Annotated in this window: 26 protein-coding genes; 12 read left to right on the forward strand and 14 right to left on the reverse strand. The window is 58.9% G+C overall.

The window, feature by feature from the left end; genetic code table 11:
- Positions 1–3: 3 nt before the first annotated feature.
- The 4 genes from MHN28_RS04410 to upp are packed head-to-tail and all read left to right on the forward strand — an operon-like array spanning position 4 to position 4,131.
- Positions 4–1,311 carry a thymidine phosphorylase gene (locus tag MHN28_RS04410; RefSeq protein WP_239336363.1) on the forward strand — a complete coding sequence of 436 codons (1,308 nt, stop codon included), beginning with the start codon at positions 4–6 and terminating at the stop codon, positions 1,309–1,311.
- Positions 1,308–2,519 (forward strand): phosphopentomutase, encoded by a 1,212-nt coding sequence (locus MHN28_RS04415; RefSeq protein ID WP_239336364.1) that lies wholly within the window; start codon positions 1,308–1,310, stop codon positions 2,517–2,519. The genes MHN28_RS04410 and MHN28_RS04415 overlap by 4 nt, the downstream gene beginning before the upstream one ends.
- Entirely contained in the window at positions 2,516–3,502 is a 987-nt protein-coding gene (locus MHN28_RS04420; protein WP_239336366.1) for an adenosine deaminase, read from the forward strand. The genes MHN28_RS04415 and MHN28_RS04420 overlap by 4 nt, the downstream gene beginning before the upstream one ends.
- Entirely contained in the window at positions 3,499–4,131 is a 633-nt protein-coding gene (gene upp, locus MHN28_RS04425; protein WP_058274218.1) for a uracil phosphoribosyltransferase, read from the forward strand. The genes MHN28_RS04420 and upp overlap by 4 nt, the downstream gene beginning before the upstream one ends.
- 6 nt (positions 4,132–4,137) lie before the next feature.
- Here the strand turns inward: upp and MHN28_RS04430 are convergent, their stop codons facing one another.
- Entirely contained in the window at positions 4,138–5,151 is a 1,014-nt protein-coding gene (locus MHN28_RS04430; RefSeq protein WP_239336368.1) for a hypothetical protein, read from the reverse strand.
- A gap of 153 nt (positions 5,152–5,304) precedes the next feature.
- Here MHN28_RS04430 and MHN28_RS04435 point away from each other — a divergent pair, with 153 nt between their 5' ends.
- Together MHN28_RS04435 and MHN28_RS04440 are read left to right on the forward strand one after the other, a co-directional pair.
- Entirely contained in the window at positions 5,305–6,240 is a 936-nt protein-coding gene (locus MHN28_RS04435) for a DMT family transporter (protein ID WP_239336370.1), read from the forward strand.
- 380 nt (positions 6,241–6,620) lie between these two features.
- The gene (locus MHN28_RS04440; RefSeq protein ID WP_239336379.1) at positions 6,621–7,379 is read left to right on the forward strand and encodes a Hint domain-containing protein; all 759 of its coding nucleotides are present in this window, start codon (positions 6,621–6,623) and stop codon (positions 7,377–7,379) included.
- 64 nt (positions 7,380–7,443) lie between these two features.
- Here the strand turns inward: MHN28_RS04440 and MHN28_RS04445 are convergent, their stop codons facing one another.
- The 8 genes from MHN28_RS04445 to MHN28_RS04480 form a co-directional block, all read right to left on the reverse strand.
- Positions 7,444–9,645, reverse strand: a complete 2,202-nt coding sequence (locus MHN28_RS04445; protein WP_239336383.1) for a 3-hydroxyacyl-CoA dehydrogenase NAD-binding domain-containing protein — start codon at positions 9,643–9,645, stop codon at positions 7,444–7,446.
- On the reverse strand, positions 9,638–10,126 hold the full coding sequence (locus tag MHN28_RS04450) for a cupin domain-containing protein (protein ID WP_239336386.1): 489 nt from the start codon (positions 10,124–10,126) through the stop codon (positions 9,638–9,640). Before MHN28_RS04450 ends, MHN28_RS04445 begins: the two co-directional genes overlap by 8 nt.
- Positions 10,126–11,337, reverse strand: a complete 1,212-nt coding sequence (locus tag MHN28_RS04455) for an acetyl-CoA C-acetyltransferase (RefSeq protein WP_239336388.1) — start codon at positions 11,335–11,337, stop codon at positions 10,126–10,128. Before MHN28_RS04455 ends, MHN28_RS04450 begins: the two co-directional genes overlap by 1 nt.
- An 11-nt stretch (positions 11,338–11,348) precedes the next feature.
- Positions 11,349–11,987, reverse strand: coding sequence for a glutathione S-transferase family protein (locus tag MHN28_RS04460; RefSeq protein WP_239336391.1), 639 nt, complete (start codon positions 11,985–11,987; stop codon positions 11,349–11,351).
- A 135-nt stretch (positions 11,988–12,122) separates the two neighbouring features.
- Complete coding sequence (locus MHN28_RS04465; RefSeq protein ID WP_170417753.1) at positions 12,123–12,335, reverse strand: hypothetical protein; 213 nt, start codon at positions 12,333–12,335, stop codon at positions 12,123–12,125.
- A 54-nt stretch (positions 12,336–12,389) separates the two neighbouring features.
- Entirely contained in the window at positions 12,390–14,171 is a 1,782-nt protein-coding gene (locus tag MHN28_RS04470; RefSeq protein ID WP_239336394.1) for an acyl-CoA dehydrogenase C-terminal domain-containing protein, read from the reverse strand.
- Positions 14,172–14,220: 49 nt separating this feature from the next.
- Positions 14,221–14,622, reverse strand: coding sequence for a MerR family DNA-binding transcriptional regulator (locus MHN28_RS04475; RefSeq protein WP_170417747.1), 402 nt, complete (start codon positions 14,620–14,622; stop codon positions 14,221–14,223).
- A gap of 285 nt (positions 14,623–14,907) precedes the next feature.
- On the reverse strand, positions 14,908–15,276 hold the full coding sequence (locus MHN28_RS04480; protein ID WP_239336397.1) for a MerR family DNA-binding transcriptional regulator: 369 nt from the start codon (positions 15,274–15,276) through the stop codon (positions 14,908–14,910).
- A gap of 117 nt (positions 15,277–15,393) precedes the next feature.
- On the opposite strand from MHN28_RS04480, the gene MHN28_RS04485 reads away from it, so the two are divergent.
- From MHN28_RS04485 to MHN28_RS04495, 3 genes are read left to right on the forward strand one after another with little or no spacing between them, the layout of a single operon-like run.
- The gene (locus MHN28_RS04485; protein WP_239336398.1) at positions 15,394–15,813 is read left to right on the forward strand and encodes a PaaI family thioesterase; all 420 of its coding nucleotides are present in this window, start codon (positions 15,394–15,396) and stop codon (positions 15,811–15,813) included.
- Complete coding sequence (locus MHN28_RS04490; RefSeq protein WP_239336401.1) at positions 15,813–16,331, forward strand: PaaI family thioesterase; 519 nt, start codon at positions 15,813–15,815, stop codon at positions 16,329–16,331. Before MHN28_RS04485 ends, MHN28_RS04490 begins: the two co-directional genes overlap by 1 nt.
- A gap of 6 nt (positions 16,332–16,337) precedes the next feature.
- Entirely contained in the window at positions 16,338–17,654 is a 1,317-nt protein-coding gene (locus tag MHN28_RS04495) for an MATE family efflux transporter (RefSeq protein WP_239336403.1), read from the forward strand.
- On the opposite strand, the gene arsC is transcribed toward MHN28_RS04495, so the two are convergent.
- The 4 genes from arsC to MHN28_RS04515 are packed head-to-tail and all read right to left on the reverse strand — an operon-like array spanning position 17,651 to position 19,810.
- A complete protein-coding gene (gene arsC, locus MHN28_RS04500) occupies positions 17,651–17,992 on the reverse strand; it encodes an arsenate reductase (glutaredoxin) (RefSeq protein WP_239336405.1) in 342 nt (113 codons plus the stop codon). The two genes, MHN28_RS04495 and arsC, sit on opposite strands and share 4 nt — an antisense overlap.
- Positions 17,989–19,047 carry a quinone-dependent dihydroorotate dehydrogenase gene (locus MHN28_RS04505; RefSeq protein ID WP_239336407.1) on the reverse strand — a complete coding sequence of 353 codons (1,059 nt, stop codon included), beginning with the start codon at positions 19,045–19,047 and terminating at the stop codon, positions 17,989–17,991. Before MHN28_RS04505 ends, arsC begins: the two co-directional genes overlap by 4 nt.
- Complete coding sequence (locus MHN28_RS04510) at positions 19,044–19,475, reverse strand: DUF1330 domain-containing protein (RefSeq protein ID WP_239336409.1); 432 nt, start codon at positions 19,473–19,475, stop codon at positions 19,044–19,046. Before MHN28_RS04510 ends, MHN28_RS04505 begins: the two co-directional genes overlap by 4 nt.
- Positions 19,472–19,810: a DUF952 domain-containing protein gene (locus tag MHN28_RS04515; RefSeq protein WP_239336411.1), complete on the reverse strand. Its 339-nt coding sequence runs from the start codon at positions 19,808–19,810 to the stop codon at positions 19,472–19,474. The genes MHN28_RS04510 and MHN28_RS04515 overlap by 4 nt, the downstream gene beginning before the upstream one ends.
- Positions 19,811–19,918: 108 nt before the next feature.
- Between MHN28_RS04515 and MHN28_RS04520 the strand changes: the two genes are divergently transcribed.
- The 3 genes from MHN28_RS04520 (at position 19,919) to mnmH (ending at position 23,416) form a co-directional block, all read left to right on the forward strand.
- A complete protein-coding gene (locus tag MHN28_RS04520; RefSeq protein WP_239336416.1) occupies positions 19,919–21,502 on the forward strand; it encodes a bifunctional UDP-sugar hydrolase/5'-nucleotidase in 1,584 nt (527 codons plus the stop codon).
- A gap of 153 nt (positions 21,503–21,655) precedes the next feature.
- Positions 21,656–22,321 (forward strand): SOS response-associated peptidase, encoded by a 666-nt coding sequence (locus tag MHN28_RS04525; protein WP_239336418.1) that lies wholly within the window; start codon positions 21,656–21,658, stop codon positions 22,319–22,321.
- Between the two features lie 42 nt (positions 22,322–22,363).
- Complete coding sequence (gene mnmH, locus MHN28_RS04530) at positions 22,364–23,416, forward strand: tRNA 2-selenouridine(34) synthase MnmH (RefSeq protein ID WP_239336421.1); 1,053 nt, start codon at positions 22,364–22,366, stop codon at positions 23,414–23,416.
- Here mnmH and selD read toward each other — a convergent pair.
- Positions 23,407–25,566: a selenide, water dikinase SelD gene (selD, locus tag MHN28_RS04535; RefSeq protein WP_239336424.1), complete on the reverse strand. Its 2,160-nt coding sequence runs from the start codon at positions 25,564–25,566 to the stop codon at positions 23,407–23,409. The two genes, mnmH and selD, sit on opposite strands and share 10 nt — an antisense overlap.
- Between the last annotated feature and the right edge of the window lies 1 nt (position 25,567).

Genomic DNA, 25,567 nt, shown 5'->3' on the forward strand with positions numbered 1-25,567 from the left:
CCCATGGACGCCCGTTCAATCATTGCAAAACTGCGCCGGAACGACGTGCCGACCGGCGATGAGTTGAATTGGTTCGCGCAAGGTTTGGCTGATGGTGGCGTCAGCGACGCGCAGGCAGGGGCCTTTGCCATGGCCGTCTGCATGGGCGGGCTTGGTGCACCGGGGCGTGCGGACTTGACCGTCGCGATGCGCGACAGCGGAGACGTTCTGAGCTGGGACTTTGATGGCCCGGTGATCGACAAACACTCGACCGGAGGGGTCGGGGACAGCGTAAGCCTCGTGCTTGCACCGGCGCTGGCCGAGTTGGGTGCTTATGTCCCTATGATCTCGGGCCGGGGTCTTGGCCATACTGGTGGAACGTTGGACAAGCTTGAGGCGATCCCTGGTGTCAGTACTCAGATCGGGCAGGACCGCCTGACGCAAATTCTGCGCGAAACTGGTGCTGCCATTGTGGGTGCCACTGGGCAGATCGCCCCGGCGGACAAGCGTCTGTACGCAATCCGGGACGTGACGGCGACGGTCGAAAGCCTGGACCTGATCACGGCCTCAATCTTGTCCAAGAAACTGGCCGCCAGCCCCGAGGCTTTGGTGCTGGACGTCAAGGTTGGCAGTGGTGCGTTCATGAAGACGCTTGAGGATGCGCGCAAATTGGCGAAGGCGCTGTCGGAAACCGCGAACGCTGCGGGATGCCGGACATCTGCCGTGATCACAGATATGCACCAACCTTTGGCACCTGCACTGGGTAACGCGCTGGAAGTGGCCGAGGTGATGAAGGTTCTGACGCAGGCGCATTATGCGCCGCTGGCCGAAATCTCGGCTGAACTGGGTGGGGTTTTGCTCGCCGATGCTGGCATGTTCTCCACCCCGGACGAGGGGCGCGACAAGATCACCGACGTCATCCGCGATGGTCGTGCCGCCGAGCGGTTCGGGCGCATGATGGCAGCTGTGGGCGGCCCGATGCAATTTGTCGACAATTGGTCGCGTTTCTTGCCCGAAGCCAGTGTGATCCTTGAAGTTACCGCTCCGACTGACGGATACATTACGGCCATCGACGGCGAAGCACTGGGCCTGACAGTCGTTGCACTGGGTGGTGGTCGACAGGTCGAGGATGACGTGATCGACCCGGCGGTTGGCTTGTCCGGCATTGTTCGTCTGGGTGATAAAGTCGAAAAGGGCACACCTCTGGCGGTGATTCATGCCGCTCGTGAAGACGCCGCGCGACAAGCGGCGGAGTCAGTTCTGAAGGCGGTCACGATTGGCAGCGACGCCCCGACTGAACCCACGCTCGTCCACGAAAGGATCACGCCGTGACCCGCGCGTTTCTTGTGGTGCTGGATTCGGTCGGCATCGGCGGCGCGCCGGACGCGGATCGGTTCTTTAATGGCGAGACCCCAGATACTGGTGCCAACACGCTGGCCCATATCGCGCAGGCCTGCGCCGAAGGGCGGGCCGAAGAGGGGCGATCTGGCCCGCTGCGCCTGCCCAATCTGGAGGCACTCGGGTTGAGTGCCGCAACGCGGCTCGCCTCGGGTGCAGAAACTCCGGGGTTGGACGCGGAACCTACCGGGCTTTGGGGCTGCGCGCGCGAGTATTCGCCGGGCAAGGATACGCCCTCGGGCCATTGGGAACTGGCCGGGCTGCCCGTGCCATGGGACTGGCATTACTTCCCGGAATCCACGCCGTCTTTCCCGGCCGATCTGAGCCACACCGCTGCCGAAGCAGCCGGGACCGACGGCATTCTCGGCAACTGCCACGCATCGGGCACCACCATCATTGCAGAGTTGGGGGCCGAACATATGCGGACCGGCTGGCCGATCTGCTACACGTCTGCCGACAGCGTGTTTCAGATCGCGGCGCATGAAGAGAGCTTTGGCCTCGACCGTCTGCTGGACATGTGCAAGGCCCTCGCCCCGCGCCTGCACGATATGAAGGTGGGCCGTGTCATCGCGCGACCATTTATCGGCTCACCCGAAGAGGGCTTCACCCGCACCACAAACCGGAAGGATTTCGCGATCCTGCCCCCCGCGCCAGTTCTGACAAACTGGGTGCAGGATGCGGGCCGTCGAGTTCATGCGGTGGGCAAGATCGGTGACATCTTCTCGATGCAGGGGATCGATACGCTGCGCAAAGGCTCGGATGCCGAACTGATGGGGCACCTGTCCGATCTGGTCGATGAGGCCGAGGAGGGCAGCCTGACCTTCGCCAATTTCGTTGAATTCGACAGCCTTTACGGTCACCGTCGTGACATCAGCGGCTATGCCCGTGCGCTGGAGTGGTTTGATCGCGAAATCGGCGTGATCCTGAGCAAACTGCGCCCGGGGGATCTTATGCTGTTAACTGCAGATCACGGCAATGATCCAAGCTGGATTGGTACCGATCATACGCGCGAACAAGTGCCTGTTCTGATTGCCGGGCAGGGAGCAGGCCAAATTGGTTCCGTCAACTTCGCAGACGTCGCCGCCAGCATCGCACACCACCTCAATATTCCGGCGCAAGGGCCGGGAAGGACTTTTCTATGAATGTCGCAGACCTGCCCAAAATCGAGCTGCACCTACACCACGAGGGCGCGGCCCCGCCCGCCTTTATCCGTCAGCTTGCGCATGAAAAACGAATCGATCTGAGCGGTATCTTCAAACCTGATGGAAGTTATGATTTCCGCGACTTTGCGCATTTCCTCAGCGTGTATGAAGCCGCGTGCGAAGTGCTGAAGTCGCCCGAGGATTTCCGGCGTCTGACGCTGGCCATTCTGGAAGAAAGCGCAGCCAACGGAGTGGTTTATTCCGAAACCTTCCTCAGCCCCGATTTCTGCGGTGGCGGTGATCTGCACGCCTGGCGTGACTACCTGACTGCCATTCAGGATGCTGCAGACGAGGCAGAGCGCAAGTTCGGCATCACTCTGCGCGGTGTTGTCACCTGTGTCCGCCATTTCGGACCAGAACAGGCGAAACAAAGCGCCTATTGCGCCGCCGAAACAGCGGGTGACTGGATCACCGGGTTTGGAATGGGCGGCAACGAGTCCGTCGGCACTCAGGGCGACTACAAATGGGCCTTTGACTGCGCGCGCGAAGCCGGGCTGCGCCTGACCACCCATGCCGGAGAGTTCGGCGGCCCGGAAAGTGTACGCGATGCGGTCCGCGAATTGGGAGTCGAACGGGTCGGCCACGGTGTTCGCGCCATTGAAGACCCTGATCTGGTTCACGAGCTCGTCGACCGCGAGGTTACTCTGGAAGTCTGTCCCGGTTCCAACGTGGTTCTGGGCCTGTTCCCCGATTTTGCGGCGCATCCGATTGCCCGGCTGCGCGACCACGGCGTCAATGTCACCGTCTCCACTGATGACCCGCCGTTTTTCCATACCTCGATGCGGCGTGAATATGAGATGCTGGGCAAAGCCTTCGGCTGGGACGCCGAGGACTTCGCTGCGCTGAATGACACGGCCCTGAACGCGGCCTTCTGCGATGATGATACCCGCGAACGGGTCAAGAAAAGACTGGAGAGAACATGAGCGAACACCTGACCGTCGTCGACCACCCGCTGGTGCAGCACAAACTGACGCTCATGCGGGACAAGGGCACCTCAACCGCCGTCTTCCGGCAGTTGCTGCGCGAAATTACCCTCTTGCTGGCCTATGAAGTCACACGCGAGCTGAAGCTGACCACCCGCCACATCGAAACCCCGATGGAGGAAATGGACGCCCCCATTCTGGCGGGCAAGAAACTGGCGCTGGTGTCGATCCTGCGGGCCGGTAATGGCATGTTGGACGGGGTACTGGAGCTGGTCCCTTCAGCGCGTGTCGGATTTGTCGGACTGTACCGCGACGAAGAAACGCTGAAGCCGGTGCAGTATTACTTCAAAGCGCCTGAAGGTCTGAAGGACCGTCTGGTCATCGCGGTTGATCCGATGCTGGCCACCGGCAACAGCTCGGCTGCGGCGATTGATCTGCTGAAAGAGGCCGGGGCCACCGATATCCGTTTCCTCTGCTTGTTGGCCGCGCCCGAAGGTGTGGCTCGGATGAAAGAGGCGCATCCTGACGTGAACATCGTCACAGCGTCATTGGATCGCGAGCTGAACTCGAAGGGTTATATCATGCCCGGATTGGGCGACGCCGGCGACCGGATGTTCGGCACTAAGTAATCCGGCCTATTCGCCGCAGATATTCTGCAGCCGGACCCAATCCCGGTCCGGCAGTACCTGTTGAAGGGGGCGGCCCGCCATCGGGTCGGCTTCGATCAGGCCCAGAACCGTCTCGCCTGTCACATCTACAGCGTAAGCGTAGGGTGTAGAGGGCAGCGCCGCTTGGGCAAAAACAGCCAGCAGATCATCATCCGGTAGGGACGGGCGCGGCTCAGTCAGTACCTGCTCGGTATAGGCGTCGACGATCTCGGGCGTTAGTTCTCCGGTCGTCAACAGGCGAAATGCCGTGGTGGCACCAGTGCGGTCCAGCAATTCATCCATGGGGTCTTGTGCGGCTGCACGTGCGCGTTCAGCGATGATGTACCCTGCTGCGACGGATGGATCTTCGTGGTCTTCGACCAACGACCGGTTCAGCAGGATGATCCCACCCGGCAGGCTGAGGCTATTTTGAACCCCGGCGGGCAGGATGACGATTTCACGAACGCCTGTGCGTGTCGCCAGTTGATCCAGTGCCATTTGCGCATCCTCGGATGCGCATGCGGCACCCGAAACCCGTTCGATCCGGTGCAAAATCGCGTCACCGATATCCTTGCGTTTGATGTCTGGGACAACGGAAACAACATGGCTTTGCAACGCGGCCGGCACCCAAAGCAACAACAACGCAGCGACAGCGGCAACCACGCCCGCAACGCTGAGCCAGCGCAACCTGCCGGGATGCGGCCGCGACCGGTCGATGGCCTTTTGCAGACGGTCGATCGCCCCAATCATTGTGGTCTCGGATTCTTCCAGCTCAAGCGTCTCGTCCGGATCTCCGTCTGGGTTGAAGATGGCCGGAAACTCACCCGGATTCTGCCGTTCCAAAGCCGCCAGTGACCAATGAGTCAGCGCCCGGTCGTTAAAGTCCGAAATCGTCAGCGTCGCTTCGCCAATGGACACCACGACCTCGCGCCGTTGAACGTCGGGCGAGGGGCGCCACAGACCGGTGGCTTCGATCCGTTGGTACTGTTTCAGTGCCGTCATCAAGGTGAGGTTTGCTCGTGATTATTTTGACCCAGCTTAACATGGTAAATTCAAAGGGCGCAAACCTGTTGCGTGGCAATCGGTAAATGTGCTGGATATCACGACGCGCGGAAAATCGGATTGCCGTGCACCAATGCGATATCGGGGCGAAAGATGCAGGCGGACACTCAGACTTCACCGATACTGGCTTCAATTCTGATGATCAGCGCGATGGCGATTATCGGTGTGATAGACAATGTGGTGATCCTGTTGGCCGACTCAATTGGTTTGTGGCAATTCCACCTGAGCCGCGCTTTGCTGATGTTGCCGCTGATTTTTGCCTTGTCGTTGCTTGGCCTGGGCGGGATGCGCCCCAAACGGTTTGGCCCGGTGATACTACGCAGTGTTCTGATCACATTGGCCATGCTGTTCTATTTCGCCTCGCTTGCAGTCATGCCGATTGCTCAGGCGCTGGCGGGCCTTTTCACATCGCCCATATTCGTGCTTCTGATTTCGGCCCTAGCCATGAAGCAACGGATTGGGCCGTGGCGCATTCTGGCGGTGCTGCTTGGCTTTGCGGGTATCCTGTGCGTGCTGCAGCTCAACCCGTATGAGTTCGATGCCCGTAGTTTGCTGCCCGTCGCCGGAGGTTTGTTTTACGCCCTGAGCGCGGTGATCACGCGCAGCCATTGCTCCGGTGAAAGCACCGTCGCGCTATTGGCGGCGATGATCGTCACGCTTGGTCTGGCAGGGGCTATCGGTCTTGTGGTTCTGGAGGTGTTTCCGATGGCTGCGCCCGACGGTCCAGACGGCTTTGCGACGCGGGGCTGGGTCTGGCAGATGCAGCCCGCTTTACCATGGGTCGCGATACAGGCGGTCGGATCCACGATTGCGGTTTTCATGTTGATCAAGGCTTACCAGGTCGGCGAGCCGTCGTATGTTGCCGTCTTTGAATACTCGGTCATGATCTTTGGCCCGTTGTTTGCCTGGGTGGCATTCGGGCAGGCCATAGGGGCGATGCAAATCGCGGGGATCGGGCTTATAGCAACAGCAGGTGCTTTGTTGGGGTGGCGCGCCGGGCGCGAGGCAGCCCGACCTGAGGCGGCTTAGCGTTTTCGCGCAACTCGCCTTCAGGCGCTGCCTGAAGAACACGGATGTCCCCTGATGAGCTTTGCCGAATTTACCCGCGCCTAGGGTTGACGTAGCCACCAGACAGCCGACGAAAGTTGGTTTTAGCCTCGCATCCTAATTGCAATGGCCGCATTTAGCCAGATTGCCAGAATCGGGTAGGGCGTCACTTGCACTCGGAATTCATAGTTTCCAATTTACCGCCAATTTTGAATTTTTGTGCAGGGTTGTTCGGGGTTATGTGGGCTTTTGAGGCTTTATCGACCCAAATTGGGCCCCAATGTGTCAAAAATAAGTCTTGTATGTACGTGATGTGTTAATCGTTTTTCGTAGTTGGTTTGTGTCAAAAGTGGGTGCGGCACGTGTTAAAAGTACAGAGTGTTTTGGGTTATTCAGTTGTTCCGGGCAATGAGAGGCATGACAGTCCTCCGGTGTCCCTGAATGCGCGCAGAGGTGGGTTTATTCACGGAACAAAAGTTGCAACGGACCGTGGGTGGAAGCCTGTTGAACGGCTGCAGGCTGGCGATCTTGTCCGAACACTGGACAATGGCTTCAGGGAAGTTTGCCGGGTTTCGACGGATCGCATCTCAGTCCCGGCTAACGAAAACAGAACAGAAAATCTGCCTGTTCGGGTGCCGTCGAATACGCTGTATAACGGACGCTCGGTTTGGCTGATGCCGGAACAGGGCGTGGCGTTGGACAACACCAAGCTGAGCCGGGGTCCAATAACGCTGCCCATCAGCATGCCGGTTGTTCCTGCGCGGCTTTTAAACGGAACGTTCCGTCTTACATCCGGTACACCTGCGTCCTTCTTTGACGTCTGTTCGCTGTTCTTTGAACAGGACGAAGTGATCTACATCGAAGGCGGTCTGCGCGCATATTGCCCTGCGGGACGGTTTGGAACACGCAACCTGCCTCAGACCGCCTCATACGAGCTTGTCGACGCCGAGCAGACGGCAGATTTGATCAATTTGGTGGCGCATAGCAGGGACATTGCAGTTCTGGCTAATTCGCTGGGCGCGTTGCCTGCACCGATTATGCAGAACCCGATTTTCCCGGCGCGACCTGTCAGAGGCGCGCGTCGACCCGGGCGGCCAGGGCGACCTGCTCCGTTAATCTGATTTCATTAAAGCTGTTTCTTAAAGAATGACGCTGGCACGGTTTTCCGCACCAGCGTCAATTTGTTTAGGCAGCTTTTGCTTCGGGGTCGAAGCGGCCATAGAAGCTTTGGCCTTTGTCCGCCATCTCACGCAGCAGCGGCGGGCAGGCGAAACGTTCGCCATACTGCGCTGCCAACTGATCACAACGCTCGGCCGCGTATGGCGTACCGATGATATCCAGCCAGCTGAGCGGGCCGCCCGACCAAGGAGCAAAGCCCCAGCCAAGGATCGCGCCCACGTCGCCTTCGCGGATGTCTTCCAGAACGCCTTCTTCCAGCGCGCGGACCGCTTCCAGAACCTGCGCGAACATCAGACGTTCCTGAACCTCGATCAGGTCGGGCTGGTTTTCGGCATGCGGGTATTTCTCCTGCAGGCCCTTCCAGTACCCGGTACGCTTGCCCTTTTCGTCATAGTCGAAGAAGCCCGCATTCGCCTTGCGGCCCAGACGACCTTCTTCTTCCATCCAGAAGATCAGATCATCGCCCGGGTTTTCGGGATAGGCGTCGCCCATCGCGGCTTTGGTTGCGCGGGCAATCTTGGCACCCAGATCAATCGAGGTTTCGTCGTTCAGCTGGATCGGCCCAACGGGGAAGCCCAGTTGACGTGCGGCGTTGTCGATGAGTACGGGGCTGACGCCCTCAGTGATCATCCGCAGACCTTCGTTGATGTAGGGAATGATGCAGCGGTTGGCGTAGAAGAAGCGCGCATCGTTGACCACGATTGGCGTTTTGCGGATCTGGCGCACATAGTCCAGCGCCTTGGCCACCGCACGATCACCGGTTTCCTTGCCCTTGATGATCTCGACCAGGAACATCTTCTCGACCGGCGAGAAGAAGTGGATGCCGATGAACTGATCCGGACGCACGGATGCTTTGGCCAGATCGGTGATCGGCAGGGTCGAGGTGTTCGAGGCAAAGATGCAATCCTCGGGGATGATCGCCTCGACTTTCTTGGTCATCTCGGCCTTAACGCCCACGTCCTCGAAGACCGCTTCGATGATCAGATCACAGCCTTTGAGGTTGTCCAGATCCGGGGTCGCGGTGATGCGGGCCAGCATGGCCTCTTTCTTCTCAGCCGTGACTTTGCCGCGCTTCATGCCCTTGTCGAGATAGGTCTCGGTATAGGCCTTGCCCTTGTCCGCAGCTTCCTGGTCGCGGTCCACAAGAACCACTTCCATACCGGCCTGAGCCGACACCAGCGCGATACCAGCACCCATCATGCCTGCGCCCAGAACGCCGATCTTCTTGACCGACTGATCGGGAACGCCTGTAGGACGCACAGCGCCTTTTTCCAGCGCTTCCTTGTTCAGGAACAGCGAACGGATCATCGCGCCCGACGACGGGTTCATCAGAACCGAGGTGAACCAACGCGCTTCGATCTTCAGAGCAGTGTCGAAATCGACCAGGGCTCCTTCGTAAACCGCGCTCAACAAAGCTTTGGCCGCAGGGAATGCGCCTTGGGTCTTGCCGTTCACCATCGCCGAGGCACCGACGAAGTTCATGAAGCCTGCGGGATGGTAGGGGGCACCTCCGGGCATCTTATAGCCCTTTGCATCCCACGGTTTGACCAAATCGGCGTCCTTGGCGTTCAGCACCCACTCCTTGGCTGCAGCCATCGGGTCGGCTGCGATCTCGTCGATATAGCCCGCGCCTTTGGCTTTCTTGACGTCCAGCATCTTGCCTTCCAGCAACAGCGGAGCCGCAGCGATGGCGCCAACCTTGCGGACCATCCGCGTGGTGCCTCCCGCGCCGGGGAAAATGCCGACCATGATCTCGGGCAGGCCGTATTTCGCCTTGGGGTTTTCGGCCGCAAAGATGCGGTGTGTGGACAGCGGCAGTTCCATACCGATGCCCGCAGCGGTGCCGGGTAGAACGGTGGCAATCGGCTTGCCGCCCTTCTTGGTCTTGGGGTCCATACCCGCCATCTCGATCTTGCGCAGCAGGGCGTGCATTTGCATCGTGCCCTCGAACAGACCTTTGGCCGGGTTGTCGCCCGCCTGTTCCTTCATCACGGCCAGCAGGTTCAGGTCCATGCCGCCAGCGAAGGAGCCTTCTTTACCTGAAGTGATGATGATGCCTTTGACATCGTCATCAGCTAGCGCTTGATCGATCTGATCGCTAAGCTGTGCAAGCCCGTCAAATGACATCACGTTCATGGTTTTCCCGGGCACATCCCAGGTAATAATGGCGACGCCATCCGCGTCTTTGCTCAGAGTGAAATCAGTCATTGTCATCTCCAATCTGGTCAGCCGTCAGCGGGCTGCCATCCTTGCGGGTGAAGGAGAATCCGTTCTCATCATCCTTCACCATCATGTCTATGTCGCTGTAATAGCCGGTCTCGGTCGGGGTCCGCGTGCCCACCACCAGAAAGGTTGCGGGCGCATCGGTTTTGTTCACAAGGTGGTGGCCGTTGGCCTCACCTGCGGGCCAAGCGGCGCAATCGCCGGGCTGCATCTGATGCTCGCCATTGTCATCGATCAGCACGCAGGTGCCGCTGAGCATGATGGCAAATTCGTCCTGCTCCATATGGTAATGGCGCAGCGAAGACATGCCTTGCGGTTCCAACCGCACGATGTTGACCCCGTATTGGGACAGCCCGCCTGCATCACCGACGCGCTGAACGAAACGACCCGCGGTCGCATCGGCCAGCTTGCCGGGATAGGCCGAGCCGCCCTTGAACGGGATCTGAGAGAGATCCAGCTTGGGCATCAGACCCGCTCGATAATGGTTGCAGCGCCCATGCCGGATGCAATGCAGAGCGTCGCCAGACCGGTCTCCTTGTCCTGACGCTCCAGCTCATCCAGCAGCGTGCCGATGATCATCGCACCGGTCGCGCCCAGCGGGTGGCCCATCGCGATCGAGCCGCCATTCACATTGACCAGCGCCGGATCGACATCAAATGCCTGCTGGAACCGCAGCACGACCGAGGCGAAGGCTTCGTTCACTTCGAACAGGTCCAGATCGCTGATCTTCATGCCGTTGTCGGCCAGAATTTTCTCGGTCACCGGAACCGGGCCGGTTAGCATGATGGTCGGGTCGGTACCGATCTTGGCGGTTGCCTTGATGCGCGCGCGCGGCTTGAGGCCGTATTTCTCACCGAATTCCTTGTTTCCGATCAGAACAGCAGCCGCACCGTCCACGATGCCCGAGCTGTTACCTGCGTGGTGGATGTGGTTCACGCGCTCAAGATGCGGGTATTTCAGCATCGCAACCTTGTCGAAGCCGGGCATCTGCTCGCCCATCATCTGGAACGACGGGTTCAGCGCACCCAGGCTCTGCATGTCGGTGCCGGGGCGCATGTATTCGTCGCGGTCAAGAATGGTCAGGCCGTTCTGGTCTTTGACCGTGATGACCGACTTTTCGAACCGGTTGTCAGCCCATGCTTCCGCAGCGCGTTTTTGTGACTCAACAGCCAGAGCATCTGCGTCATCGCGCGAGAAACCATACTCGGTCGCGATGATGTCGGCCGAGATGCCCTGCGGCACAAAGTAGGTCTCCATCGCCAGCGAGGGGTCGACAGCAATCGCAGCACCGTCGCTGCCCATGGCCACACGGCCCATCATCTCGACACCGCCAGCGATGTAAGCGTCGCCCGCGCCGCCTTTGACCTGGTTTGCCGCGAGGTTCACAGCTTCCATGCCGGAGGCACAGAAACGGTTGATTGCCAGACCGGGGATCGACTGATCCAGATCAGAGGCCAGAACTGCCGAGCGCGCAAGACAGCCGCCTTGCTCCATCACCTGCGTGACGTTGCCCCAGATCACGTCTTCTACGGCGTGGCCTTCGAGGTTGTTACGCTCTTTCATCGCGTTCAGGGTCAGGGCGGACAGGCGCACCGAGGTTACCTCGTGCAGGCTGCCATCCTTGCGGCCCTTGCCGCGCGGGGTGCGCAGGGCGTCATAGATATATGCTTCGGTCATGGGTCTTCTCCTTAAGCTCGATCCGACGGGTTGCCGGGCATCAGGTCATAGGGGTGTTTCCAGCCGGGCTGTTCGCTGAGACGCGTCAGCCAGGCATCGATATGGGGCCAGTCGGCGCGGTCAAATCCGAATGGTTCGGGGTAATACAGATAGCTGCAGCAGCTGAGATCGGCGTTGGTTACGCCGTCACCAACGATCCAGTCGCGGCCGTCCAGATGATCGTTCAGCACTTGATACGCGGCCTTCAAACGCCCTTGGTTGAAGGCTATTACATCTGGGTTGCGGTGTTGTTCCGGGAGGAAATTGATCAGGAAGCGGGTCAGGCCGGCCATCGAGCTGAGTTTGTGATTGTCCCAAAGCACCCAGCGCAGAACGTCGTAATTCTCTTCCCGGTTCTTGCCACCGAACTTACCTGACTTCTCAGTCACATAGGTCTGAATGGCGCCAGACTGGCTTGTGCGGAAATCACCGTCGATCAGGACTGGTGCTTCGCCCATTTCATTCACTTCGGCGCGAAACTCGGGCGTGCGGGTTGCGCCTTTGAAAAAGTCGACAAAGACCGGTTCCCACTCCAGCCCGGACATTTCCAGCGCCAGAGCAGCCTTGTAACTATTTCCGCTTTCTCCGAAGCAATGAAGTTTGATTGTCATGTGATCGCCCCTCCCAAGGCGCATGGTGCGAAGTCTAATTTCGCGTATTTCGAGAAAGATGAACCATAAGGCTAAGCGCCATTAGGGTTTGTCTTTCTGAAAACACGCCCACCTGATTGAAGGTGGCTGATGCTTTTACCGCTTGCGATCATCCAGTTCCGAATTGAAGATGCGCAGGCGGTGGGTCAGGTTATCCTCGTTGATCACGCTGTTGAAATTCTCGAACAGAAACGACAGTGCCTCACCTTCGTCCAAACCAGCCTCGCGCGCGAACGCCTTGAGCTTGCGATACCCGTCCTCGGTCATTGCGACGGGAAAGCGGCGGGTCAGGCGAAAACGTTTTGGCATGTGGTTTCTCCGGTAAGCTGGGTCCGGGCAATGTTACCCGGACCCAGATTGAGATCAGAAGTTTGCCGCGTCCAGAGCCATGACAGTGTCCGCGCCAGTTTGGATACGCGAAAGGTGCATCGCCGTGGCGGGCAGGCGGCGCGCCATGTAGAAGCGGCCGGTGTTGATCTTGGTCTCGTAGAACTCTTTGTCCGAGGCCCCACCGTCCAGAGCTTCTTGCGCGGCTTTGGCCATCTGCGCCCACATCAGGCCCAGGCAGACATGGCCGAACATGTGCATGAAGTCATAGGAACCGGACAGGGCGTTGTTCGGGTTCTTCATGCCTTCCTGCATGAAGTACATGCCAGCGGCCTGCAGATCTTTGGACGCAGCTTTCAACGGTTCGATAAAGGCCTTGTCATAGGCTTCGTCCTTGCCGCCGTTTTCCTTGCAGAAAGATTTGACCATCTCAAAGAAGGCCATGACGTGCTTGCCGCCATCCTGAGCCAGCTTACGGCCGACAAGATCCAGCGCCTGTACGCCGTTCGCACCTTCGTAGATCATCGCGATGCGGGCGTCGCGGGTGTATTGCGACATACCCCATTCTTCGATGTAGCCGTGACCGCCGTAGACCTGTTGGGCCTGAACGGTCATGTCGTAACCCTGATCGGTCAGGAAGCCCTTGATAACCGGGGTCAGCAGCGAAATCAGGCCGTCGGCATCCTCGTCCTCGGACCTGTGGACTCGATCCAGCAAAGTCGCGCCCCAAAGGATGAACGCCCGTGCTCCTTCGGTGAAGCTTTTCTGATCCATCAGGTTGCGGCGGATATCCGGGTGTACGATCAGAGGATCTGCCGGCCCTTCGGGATTTTCCGCACCGGTGACCGCACGTCCCTGAAGGCGATCCTTGGCGTATTCTACGGCGTTTTGGTAGGCAATCTCCGCCTGACACAGACCCTGCATGCCCACGCCCAGACGCGCTTCGTTCATCATGGTGAACATGGCGCGCATGCCCTTGTTTTCCTCACCAATCAGATAACCGGTCGCACCGTCATAGTTCATCACGCAGGTCGAGTTGCCGTGGATGCCCATCTTCTCTTCGATCTTGCCGACCGAGACCGCGTTGCGCGCGCCAAGGCTGCCATCCTCGTTGACCATGAATTTGGGTACGATGAACAGCGATACACCTTTGATGCCGTCCGGGCCGCCGGGGATCTTGGCCAGCACCAGATGGATGATGTTTTCCGCCATGTCGTGATCGCCAGACGAGATAAAGATCTTCTGACCGGAAATCTTGTAGCTGCCGTCGCCTTGCGGTTCTGCCTTTGTACGCATCAGGCCCAGATCGGTGCCGCAATGCGGCTCGGTCAGGTTCATGGTGCCAGTCCATTCACAGCTGACCATGTTCGGCAGGAACTTGTTCTTCTGCTCGTCGGTTCCGTGCGCCAGAATGGCCGATGCTGCGCCGTGCGTCAGGCCCTGGTACATGGTGAACGCGGTGTTCGAGGCCGAGAACATTTCGCCAACAGCCGTCCCCATGACGTGGGGCATGTTCTGCCCGCCATATTCCTCGGGCATGTCCAGACCGGTCCAACCACCTTCCTTCACCTGTTCGAAGGCTTCCTTGAATCCTGAAGGCGTGTAGACGACCCCATTTTCCAGACGGCACCCTTCGGTATCCCCAACCACGTTCAGCGGAAGCAGAACGTTGGTGGCGACCTTGCCCGCTTCTTCCAGAACAGCGCCGGTGAATTCGGCTTCAAGCTCATTATAGCCCGGAATATCGGAGTCCGAGACTTTCAGAACATCGTGCAGGATGAACTGCGTATCTTTGGTTGGCGCGTTGTAGACGGGCATGTGAAGCTCCCTTTAATTCATATGTCCGGGTGGAAGGCAGGCGAGGGGGTTACTCGGCAGCCTTTTTGTCTTGTTTCATCGATGCGATAACTTTTTCGCCCCAGCGCAACTGCTCTTTCAGGTCGTCGATTGCCTGTGTCAGCTCTTCGCGGCGCGCTTCCATGTCCTCCAGACGTTCGCACGCGATTTCGTAGGTGCGGGATATCTGGGTCAGTTGCTGGTCGCCCACATGATACAGGTCCAGAAGCTGGCGGATTTCCTCAAGGCTGAAGCCAAAGCGCTTGCCGCGCAGGATCAGTTTCAGGCGAGCACGGTCGCTTTTGGTGAACAGCCGTTTTTGGCCTTCACGGATAGGAAACAAAAGCTCCTTGGCTTCGTAGAACCGCAAGGTGCGCGGCGTGACATCATATGTCTCGCACATTTCGCGGATGGTCATCAGATCTTCGGTCATGGTCTTAGCACTCTCGTCACTGGCGTCTAGGAAAGTCAGGTGCGCAGTCGATGCGCACGTTACAACACGTAGATGACGTTCACGTAATGCGAACGCTGCGTCACAAATTAAGTTTACGTAACATCCTCACGCGTCAAGGCGCGGATTGCCGACTTTTTTCAGGTTTGACGTAACGGAACTCTGAGCGAGGTGAGGCGCACCAAGAAGCCGGCGCACCTTAAGGTGCACCCGAAGCAACCGGAATCCGCGCCACTTTCTAAGTGCCAAAAGGCGACGGGGTGGGAATCAATCCAGCGATTTGGCCGTCTGATCGCGCATCTGGGTCAGAGCCTCGATCGCCTCGTCCAGCTGTTGTCTTTGCTTGTTCAGCTCAACGATCTGTTTGTCCGCAACGTCAACAAAGGCCTGCATTTGGACCTCGTTGCCTTCGTCTTCATAGATCAGCAGCCACTGCCGAATATCTTCAAGCGAAAACCCATATTTGCGACCGCGCAGGATCAAGGTCATACGCGCGCATTCCCTCGGGCCATAAAATCTCGACCTGCCTTCCCGGTCGGGCTGAAGCAGTTCGATGTATTCATAGTAGCGCAGGGTACGCGGAGTCACGTCGTACTCAGCACACATCTCTTTGAATGACAAACGGTTGTCGGACATTCCTGATCTCCTCTGCCGCAGCCTATGTTTTGTCTGCGGCAAGCGCAACCGGTGGGCTTGCTCTTTTGGCGGACACAGGCTCATAAAGGGATAAACCAAAAGAACGGATTCAAGTACATGGTCGACAAAGCCGCAATTGCGCGCCAGTTCATTGAGGCGATCCCGCATGCCAGGGCATTGGGTTTGAAGCTGACCACAATCGGCAATGGCGAGGCGGGGATTTCAATGCCCTATAGCAAAGAGCTGGTCGGTGATCCGCGCACCGGAGTTATTCACGGCGGCGCGGTTTTTGCAGCATTGGATACCTGTTGCGGCGCGGCGGTCATGAGCCATCCTTCCGCCCCTGGCGGTACTGCGACGATTGACCTGCGGATCGACTATATGCGGGCTGCGACACCGGGGCAGACCATCACGACGCACGCGACCTGCTATCACATCACGCGGAATGTCGCTTTCGTCCGTGCCACGGCGATGGACGAAGATGAGGGCCTTCCGGTGGCGACCGCTGCGGGTTCATTCACTGTGGAGGGTTTGTGATGGCGCGTCCTCGTCCCGAGCCCGTTCAGGTCGTCAAACAGCGCCGAGATGCAGCGTTGAATGCGATTGTCGAAGGCGTGCCGTACATTCGGTTCCTCGATATCGGCTTTGACCGTCGGGGTGATGAATTGACCGGCGTTTTGAACTTCGACGAAAAGCTGATCGGGAACCCCTTGTTGCCTGCGCTGCACGGCGGGGTAACAGCGGCCTTTCTCGAGGTCACAGCCGTCATCACGCTGAGCTGGGATTTTTTCCTTCCTAAGATTGAGAGCGGTGAGCTGGAAGCCAGCGACATCGCTGGCTATGAAACCGTGCGTTTTCCTAAGACGGTCGATTTCACAGTTGACTATCTGAGGTCGGGTTTGCCGCGTGATGCCTACGCCAGGGCATTCATAAGCCGGGCCGGGCGGCGTTATGCTTCGGTGCGTGTTGAGGCATGGCAGGACAATCATTCGCGGCTCTTCGCACAGGCGTCCGGGCATTTTCTGATGCCGCAGCCCAAACCCGCCGACAAGTAAGGAAAGATGCAAGACGCTTCGGCACCCATCACGCATAAGCGGGTGCTCAAGATTGCAGCACCGATCGTTCTGTCCAATGCCACTGTTCCGATTCTGGGAGCGGTAGACACCGGCGTTGTCGGGCAGATGGGGCTGGCCGCCCCAATCGGTGCCGTTGGCATGGGCGCGGTCATTCTTTCGGCGATCTACTGGGTCTTTGGGTTCCTGCGCATGGGGACCACGGGGCTCGCAGCTCAGGCGCGTGGGGCAGGGGACACAGCCGAAACCGGAGCCCTGTTGATGCGCGGCCTGCTTTTGGGTGGGACCGCGGGCCTGTTCTTTATCTTAACGCAAATCTGGGTGTTCTGGGGGGCGTTCGCGCTGTCGCCGGCAAGCCCCGAAGTCGAAGCGCTGACGCGGTCCTACCTTGAAATTCGTATCTGGGGCGCACCCGCGACTATTGGCCTTTATGCCGTAACCGGGTGGCTGATCGCGATAGAACGCACGCGCGGTGTTTTCGTCCTGCAGGTCTGGATGAACGGGCTCAACATCCTGTTGGACCTTTGGTTCGTTCTTGGTCTTGGCTGGGGTGTTGAAGGTGTCGCCATCGCGACGCTGATTGCCGAGTGGACCGGACTGGCGCTTGGCCTTTGGCTGTGTCGCGACGCGTTCAGCGGAAACCAATGGCGTGATTGGCCAAGGATTTTCGACGCCGCCCGCCTGCGCCGGATGATGCAAGTAAACGGTGACATCATGGTGCGGTCCGTGCTGCTGACCGGATCATTCACGACGTTTTTGTTCGTCGGATCCGATTTGGGGGACGTCAATCTGGCAGCCAATCAGGTGCTGCTGCAATTTCTTGAGATTACGGCCTTTGCCCTGGACGGCTTTGCTTTCTCTGCCGAGGCCCTGGTGGGCGGCGCCGTCGGGGCACGTGACCGATCACAAGTGCGGCGTGCTTCGATCATGGCATCGCAATGGGGTGTTGGCGGAGCTTTCGTTTTGGCTGCGGTCTACTTTACTTCAGGACCAGCACTTGTCGATTTGATGACAACTTCGCCCGAAGTCCGCGTCGCGTCGCGCGAGTTCATGTTCTGGATTGTGCTGGCACCAGTCATCAGCGTGGCCAGTTGGATGCTTGATGGCATTTACATCGGCGCGACTTGGACCCGTGAAATGAGAAATGCGATGATCCAAACCGTTGCGATCTATGTGGTGGCCCTGTTCCTTCTGGTTCCTACCTTCGGCAACCATGGTTTGTGGGCTGCGCTGATGGTCCTGAACATCGCGCGTGGGGTCACGCTGGGGTGGCGTTACCCCAAGCTGGAAGCTCGGATCGCTTAAAGAAGCGCCAACAGGTTCTCCGGCGGGCGACCGATTGCGGCCTTGTCCCCGACAATGGCCAGTGGGCGCTCGATCAGGATCGGGTTTGCTGCCATCGCCTTGATCAGTTCATCCTCGGACATGGTTTTGGTCAGGCCCAATTCCTTGAATCGTTTCTCTCCGGTGCGCATCAATTCGGTTGCAGGAATGCCCAACTGCGAAAGAACTGTGCGCAGCTCATCTGCGGATGGCGCGTCCTCCAGATACTTGCGAACTTCGACCGATGCGCCGTTTTCTTCCAGCAGCGCCAGACCGGCGCGGGATTTTGAACAGCGCGGGTTGTGCCAGTATTTGATCACAGCCAATCCTCTCGTTTACTGCCAACGGCCTGTTCGACCGATGTGAATCCGTCCTTAGTCAGCAATTCGTCCAGCCCCCGTGCAATTTCAGCGGCCAAAGATATGCCACCGTAGACCATTGCCGTGTAGAACTGCACGGCGGAGGCTCCGGCGCAAATCTTGTCATAAGCCTGCTGGGCAGAGCTGATCCCACCGACCCCAATCAACGGGATTTGCCCGTCGGTCAGTTGACTTAGACGTGCCAGAACACGGGTCGATTTCTCGAACAAAGGCGCACCGGACAGTCCACCCGCCTGATCCTTGTGGACGCTACGCAAACCGTCGCGGGACAGGGTGGTGTTGGTGGCAACCACCGCGTCCACGCCCGTTTCACGCGCCACATCGGCGATATCCTGCAATTCGGCTTCGGTCAGGTCCGGGGCAATCTTCAGAAAGATCGGCAAAGGTCGGGACAAAGCGTTGCGCGTCTCAATCACGCCGCCAAGCAAAGCGCCAAGAGCGGCCTTGCCCTGAAGATCGCGCAGCTTTTCTGTGTTCGGTGATGAGACGTTAACCGTGGCGAAATCCAGATGATCGGCGCAATGGGCCAGCACTTTGGCAAAATCGCCGGGGCGGTCATCGCTGTCCTTGTTGGCACCAAGATTCAGACCGATAACCGCGTCTTTGGGACGGTCGGCCAGACGGCGCGCCATGACCTCCATACCTTCGTTGTTGAACCCGAAACGGTTGATGGCGGCGGTGTCCTCGGTCAGGCGGAACAAGCGGGGCTTGGGATTGCCAGGTTGTGGACGCGGAGTAACGGCACCCACCTCGATAAAGCCAAACCCGGCCTGTGACAGAGGAGCCAGAACCTCTCCGTTTTTGTCAAACCCTGCGGCCAGACCCACCGGGTTCGGCAGGTTCAGTCCCGCAACACGCGTGCGCAGTCGAGACGACGTAACCAGCCCCGGCGTTGGGGCCAGCCCGGCCTTCAGTGCTTTGATAGACAGCCCATGAGCGGTCTCGGGGTCCATCCGGTGCAGGGCGCTCAGGCCCAGTTTTTCGATCAGGTTCATCCAAAAGCCTCTCCGCCCCGGGCAGGGGCACAACGAATAAGGCGCGAAGTCGCCACGGCCGCCTGTCGGTGGACGACGGCTTTTTGATAGTCCGGGTCCGTCACCATCTGCAGAAACGCATGCGCCGTGGGATAGCGGGCGATGAAGACCTCGTCCCACACTTCGTCCTGCGGTCCGATCAGCGTCGTCTGAAACGCGCCGCGCCACAGGATCGAGGCACCCAGACGGGCAATGATCGGTGCGGTCTCAGCCCCGTACCTGCCATAAGCCTGCGCGCCGGTCAGACCCGCGCCTGCAAGTTCGTGATCTGCGGGATACTCGGCCTCGTCCCGAAACTTCACCAGATTCAGCATCTCGATCGGGTGGTCGCGATCCAACCCCTTAAACGCCTCGAACTGTGCGCGTTCCGGGTCGATGAAGGCGGTCATTTCATATCCTTCGGAAACTGATGCGCGGTTCCGTCAAAGGGTAAGGGGCAAGACCAGACGACGTCTGTCATTCTGATCTGCCGGTAAAGATGCGGGAACAATGCGCCACCCCGCGAAACCTCCCATTTCAGGTCATCACCCATCGCGTCGGCGTCACAGGCCAGCAGGGTCAGCCCCTCGACACCAGCGAAGTGCTTGGCGGCTGTTTCCTCGGCCTGTTCAGCCGTCGAGAAATGCACATACCCGTCGGAAACATCAATCGGTGCCCCATCTGATGCGCCTTGCGCTTGCAGCGTTGCCCATTCGTCGGCACGGAAAATCTTGTAAATCAGCATGGGGTCGTGATGCACCGGGCCACGGGTAGAATCAAGCCGGATTTCCCCCTTTGACTCTCGGCGTTGCGCGTCGCAACATCGCCGCAATTAACAATAGGGAGTTAAACTATGCTCACCCGTCTTTTGACATCAGCTGCGGCGCTAAGCTTGACCGCAGGCATGGCGCTGGCCGAGTACAAGCTGACGATTCTGCACACCAACGACATTCACAGCCGTATCGAATCCATCAACAAATACGACTCGACCTGCGATGCCGAAGGTGAGGCCGAAGGAAAATGCTTCGGTGGTGTTGCCCGCCTAAAGTCCATCGTTGACGCGCGCCGTGGTGCGATGGAAGGGGAAAACGTGTTGCTGTTGGACGCCGGTGATCCGTTTCAGGGATCGCTCTTCTACACCACGTACAAAGGCGCAGCCGAAGCTGAGTTCATGGAAGCCATCGGCTATGATGTCATGGCCGTGGGTAACCACGAATTTGACGACGGCCCGGAAGGTCTGGCCGCCTTTATTGATGCCGTCAGCTTCCCGGTTATTTCGGGTAACCTTGATCTGTCTTCCTCAGCGGAATTGAAAGACCGGGTTCAGAACCATGTTGTTCTGGAAGTCGGCGGCGAGAAGATCGGTATCATTTCCGCGCTGGCCACCGATACGGTGGATACATCGAGCCCCGGCAAGGATGTTCTGTTTCAGGATGAAATCGAAAGCCTGATCGCGGATGTCGAAGCGCTCAAGGCCGAAGGTGTCGACATCGTCATCGCGCTGACTCACGTGGGTCTGGCCAAGGACCTTGAGATTGCAGAAAAAGTTCCCGGATTGGATCTGGTGATTGGTGGGCATTCGCACACCCTTCTGTCCAACACGCAGGAAGGCGCAGCGGGCCCTTACCCAACGATGGTTGGCGACGTGCCGGTCGTTCAGGCCTATGCTTACTCCAAGTACCTTGGAGAGATCACTCTGACCTTCGATGACGATGGCAATTTGGTCTCGGCAGAAGGCGAGCCAATCCTGCTGGACGCGTCGGTTGAGCCCAATGCGGATATCGCTGCCCGTGTCGCTGAGATGGGTGCGCCGATCGAAGAGATGAAAAAGCGCGTCGTCGCAAACACCGGCGCGGCGATCCAAGGCGATCGTGACGTTTGCCGTGTACAGGAATGCGAGATGGGCAACCTTGTGGCCGACGCCATGCTGGCGCGGGTCGCGGATCAGGGCGCTCAGATTGCAATTGCCAACTCGGGCGGATTGCGTGCCTCGATCGATCCGGGCGAAGTGACCATGGGCGAAGTGCTGACCGTGCTGCCGTTCCAGAACACGCTTTCGACCTTTGAGATCACCGGCCAGGTCGTGATCGACGCGCTGGAAAATGGCGTCAGCCAGGTCGAAGAGGTCAAAGGCCGCTTCCCGCAGGTTGCTGGGCTGACCTTTACTTGGGACCCGAGCGTTGCGCCGAATGAAGGCCGTATCCAGGAGGTTATGGTCGCTGAAGGTGACGGATTTGTTCCGATTGACCCAGCCGCGACTTATCTGGTCGTGACCAACAACTACGTCCGCAACGGCGGTGACGGCTACAAGATGTTCGAAGGCGACGACAAGAACGCCTATGACTTTGGGCCCGATCTGGCTGATGTCACGGCTGAGTATCTGGCAGAGAATGCGCCGTACCAGCCGTACCTCGATGGCCGCATCAAGCAAAAGTAATTGTGCTTTGACAAGCAACTCAAAAGGCCGCGTTTAACGCGGCCTTTTCTATTATAAGGTCGGATGTGGCCCGAACGCGTTCGAATAGCTCTGAGCCCGATCTGGCGGCGAGGGCTATATCAATTGTAAGACTTTGAAACAGGGGCAAGAACCATGTGCGGACGGTTTGCTGTTACGCTTCCCAACGATGCGATGGCGCAACTGTTTGCGGCACGCCCGGCGAACACATTGCCTGCTGTTCCGAATTTCAACGTTTGCCCGACCAATCAGGTGCATGTGGTTCGGGCTGGTGAAAACGGTCGCACGCTTGATCCTCTGCGCTGGGGATTTTTGCCGCATTGGTACAAGGCGGAAAACGCCGGGCCGCTGCTGATCAACGCGCGTGCGGAAACTCTGGCCGAGAAACCCGCCTTTCGCGTCGCGTGCCGAGAACGCCGCTGCCTGATCGTTGCTACGGGTTTTTATGAATGGACCAAGACAGAGGAAGGCAACCGGCTGCCGTGGTACATTTTCCGTCAGGACAATGCGCCGATTGCCTTTGCCGGCGTTTGGCAGGATTGGGGGCCTGAGGACGCGCGGCAGGGAACCTGCGCCATCGTGACGACCTCTGCCAACCGTCACCTAAGTGCGATTCACCACCGCATGCCCCTAATCCTCGAGTCCGAAGACTGGCCGATGTGGCTGGGTGAAGCGGGTAAAGGGGCCGCGCGACTGATGCGTCCGGGCGCCGAAGATGTTCTGAGCTTTTACCGCGTAGACCCAGCCGTGAATTCGAACCGGGCGAGCGGGCCAGAGCTGATCGAACAGATCCAAGACTAGCGCCGCCTTTCCATTCGCAGCTTCGCGGGATAGACCTCTGACATGGTTCTGAAATTCACCAGCCTGCCTGATCTCTATGCGCATGACTTCGACACGGTGATCGACGTGCGCAGTCCGGCGGAATATGCCGAGGATCATCTGCCTGGCGCCATCAGCCTTCCAGTTTTGGACAACGAAGAACGCGCCCGCGTTGGTACGATCTATGTGCAAGAAAGCCCCTTTCTGGCGCGCAAGCTGGGAGCCGCTTTGGTGTTTCGGAACGCGGCCAATCACATTGAAAACAGCCTTTCCCACCACGAAGGCGGCTGGCGCCCTCTGGTATATTGCTGGCGTGGCGGGCAAAGATCGGGATCGTTCACATGGATGCTGCAGCAGATCGGCTGGCGGGCTGAAGTTGTGAATGGTGGGTATCGTACCTATCGCCGGTTGGTGAATCGTTACCTCTATGACGATCCGCTGCCGCATCGCCTGATTGCGCTGGATGGCTATACCGGAACAGCCAAGACCGAACTTTTGGCACACCTGAAAGACCGCGGCGTTCAGGTACTGGACTTTGAGGGGTTCGCAAATCATCGGGGGTCCCTTCTGGGCGAGATGCCCGGTGGTCAGCCCAGCCAAAAGGCGTTCGAGTCCGCTCTGGCCGTTGCTCTCTGCCGTTTGGACCAGTCGCGCCCGGTAGTGGTCGAGGCGGAGTCGTCCAAAATCGGGTCTCTGATCCTGCCGCCAACGCTTTGGACCGCACTCCGCAATGCGCCGCGCATTCTGATCCAAGCGTCCATTCAGGCGCGCTCAGCCTATCTGGCGTCGGCCTATGACGATATCCTCTCAGACCAGGATCGTCTGCGCGACCGTCTTTCTCCTTTGCGCTTTCACCGCGGTCATGAGGTCGTGGATAATTGGCTGGACTTGATCGACGCCGGAGATAAGCGGGCGCTGACACAAGCCCTTATCGAGCAGCACTATGATCCGGCGTATGCCAAATCCAGCCGCGGCCGTCGCACGGACGTAATCGCGCAGATCGATGCGCCCGCGCTGGATAAGACTGGCTTGAACGAGACGGCATCCCGAATCCAAAGCGTTCTGGATCAGCTTTGAAGGCTCAGCCCAGGTGCGTCGGTCATCTGTCCGATGATCACAGCTGAGTATCCAGCTTTTCGAAGCGCTTCGCACACCGCGTTCGCCTGGTCTGCCGGAACTGCGGCCAGAAGGCCACCAGCAGTTTGCGGATCGTATAGCAAGTCCGCTTTGCCACCTGTCGGCAATTCAGGTGCGATAGCGCGGTTGTCCTCAAACAGGGTTGAACGGACACCTTTCGCGCTCAGCTCTAGCGCACCGGCCATTACGGGAACAGCGCCCAAATTGAGTGAAGCCCCGCAACCCGAGGCCTCGGACATGCCCAGCAGATGTCCCGCCAACCCGAAACCTGTAACGTCTGTCATCGCGTTCGCGCCCACCAACAACTCGGAAGCTGCTCCTTGTGGGCAAACCATCTGTTTCAAAGCCGAGGCCACCCATTTACCCTCGGCTACACCCGCCATCTCACCTGCCATCACGACGCCGCTGCCCAAAGGTTTGGTCAAGATCAGCGCGTCGCCCGGTTGCGCGCCCGACAAAGTGATCGGGTCTGTTTCGCACAGACCGGTCAGGGTAAAACCGATGGTCATTTCGTCGCCCATCGAGCTGTGCCCGCCGACTATTTCGGCCCCGGCCTGACGTATAACTTCGTTTGCAGTGGACATGATCTCGGCCATCGTCCGACGCTGAAGGGCGGGAGACATTCGCGGCAGGATTACGGTTGCAGTGGCTGCTTGAGGGTGCGCACCCATCGCCCAGATATCACCCAGAGCGTGAACGGCTGCGATGCGGGTCATCAGGACAGGGTCGTGGATGAAGCCGCGCAGATGATCTGATGTCATGACCTGCCGCGCGTTACCTATGTTCAACAGGGCTGCATCATCGCCGGGCAACGGCGTGACGTCGGAACGCGTGGGGGCGGGCAATTCGCTGAGAACCGTTTGTAGCGCGCCGCGCCCGACCTTTGCGCCACAGCCGCCACACATGGGTTTTTCGCCTAACGCTTCCTTCATACCGGCCGCGTGGTGGCGCGGCAGTGCCGGCGCCTTCATTTGAGGCAGATCGCGGAACTTGTTCATAAAGCTCTGATCGATGTGGTTTTTCCACTTCCACATCAACGGCCCGCTGAATGAGGTGCCAAGCCGTTCGGCCAGCGCTGATTTGCCGCCCAACGAAATCAGCTTCAGGTAATCCTTTTGCGGTTCGTAGCGCCGCAGTGTTCCGGCACCCAATGCGACGCGCAGGTTGTCGAACAGAACAGGGGCTTCTCGCACCGCGTAGACCCCGGCTTTTGGGCGTGGATTTTCGCTGAGATGCGCGCAGTCTCCTGCCGCGAAAATCGCCGGATCGCTGGACTGCAGATGAGCGTCCACGCGGATGAACCCGTCTTTCAGCTCTAGCCCGGTATTGGCGATCCAGCCATAGGGCTTTGCACCGGCTGCTCCAGTCACGAAATCGGCCGCAATCTGACGTCCATCCTGCAGCACCACATGGTTTGCCGTGATATGCGAAATCGTTGCCTGTTCGATCACTTCAATTCCCAGATCGCTCATCGCCTTGCGAATTGTTGCAGCCGATTTGGGCTTTGTCGCCGTAAGCGCCTCAGCATTGTCGATCAGGGTCAACTGCGCCGCGCGGTTCTTTTTGCGTAGCGCGTAAGCCATGGCCATGACCAGTTCTGCCCCGGCGACACCGCCACCAATAACCGCGACGGATGCGGGACCTGTTCTATTCAAGTAGTCGGCCCATCTTGCGGCAAACGGTCCTAGCGGCTTGGCCGGAACCGCATGTTCGGAAAAACCGGGTAGGGCGGGCATGTCCGACGTGATCCCCACATTGACCGAGGCGACATCAAAGGCCACGGGCGGGCGACCGCACACATGAACCTGCCGCCCGTCTTTGTCGATGCCTTCAACCGAGCCGAGAATAACCCGTGCGCCGGCGAAGCGGGCCAGTTTGACCAGATCGATATCCAGTTCCCAGCGATCATAGTGCCCGGCGACAAAGCCAGGCAGCATCCCCGAATAAGGCGCTGTGGGGCCGGGGTTGATTGCCGTCACCCGCGCACCGGGTAACGGGTTCATGCCCCACTTGCGTAACAACAGCGCATGGGTGTGGCCGCCGCCAATGAGAACCAGATCGCGGGTCAGGGGCAGCGGTGGGTGATGCATG

This window comes from Ruegeria sp. Ofav3-42 (genome assembly GCF_022347725.1).
Classification (GTDB): Bacteria; Pseudomonadota; Alphaproteobacteria; order Rhodobacterales; family Rhodobacteraceae; genus Ruegeria.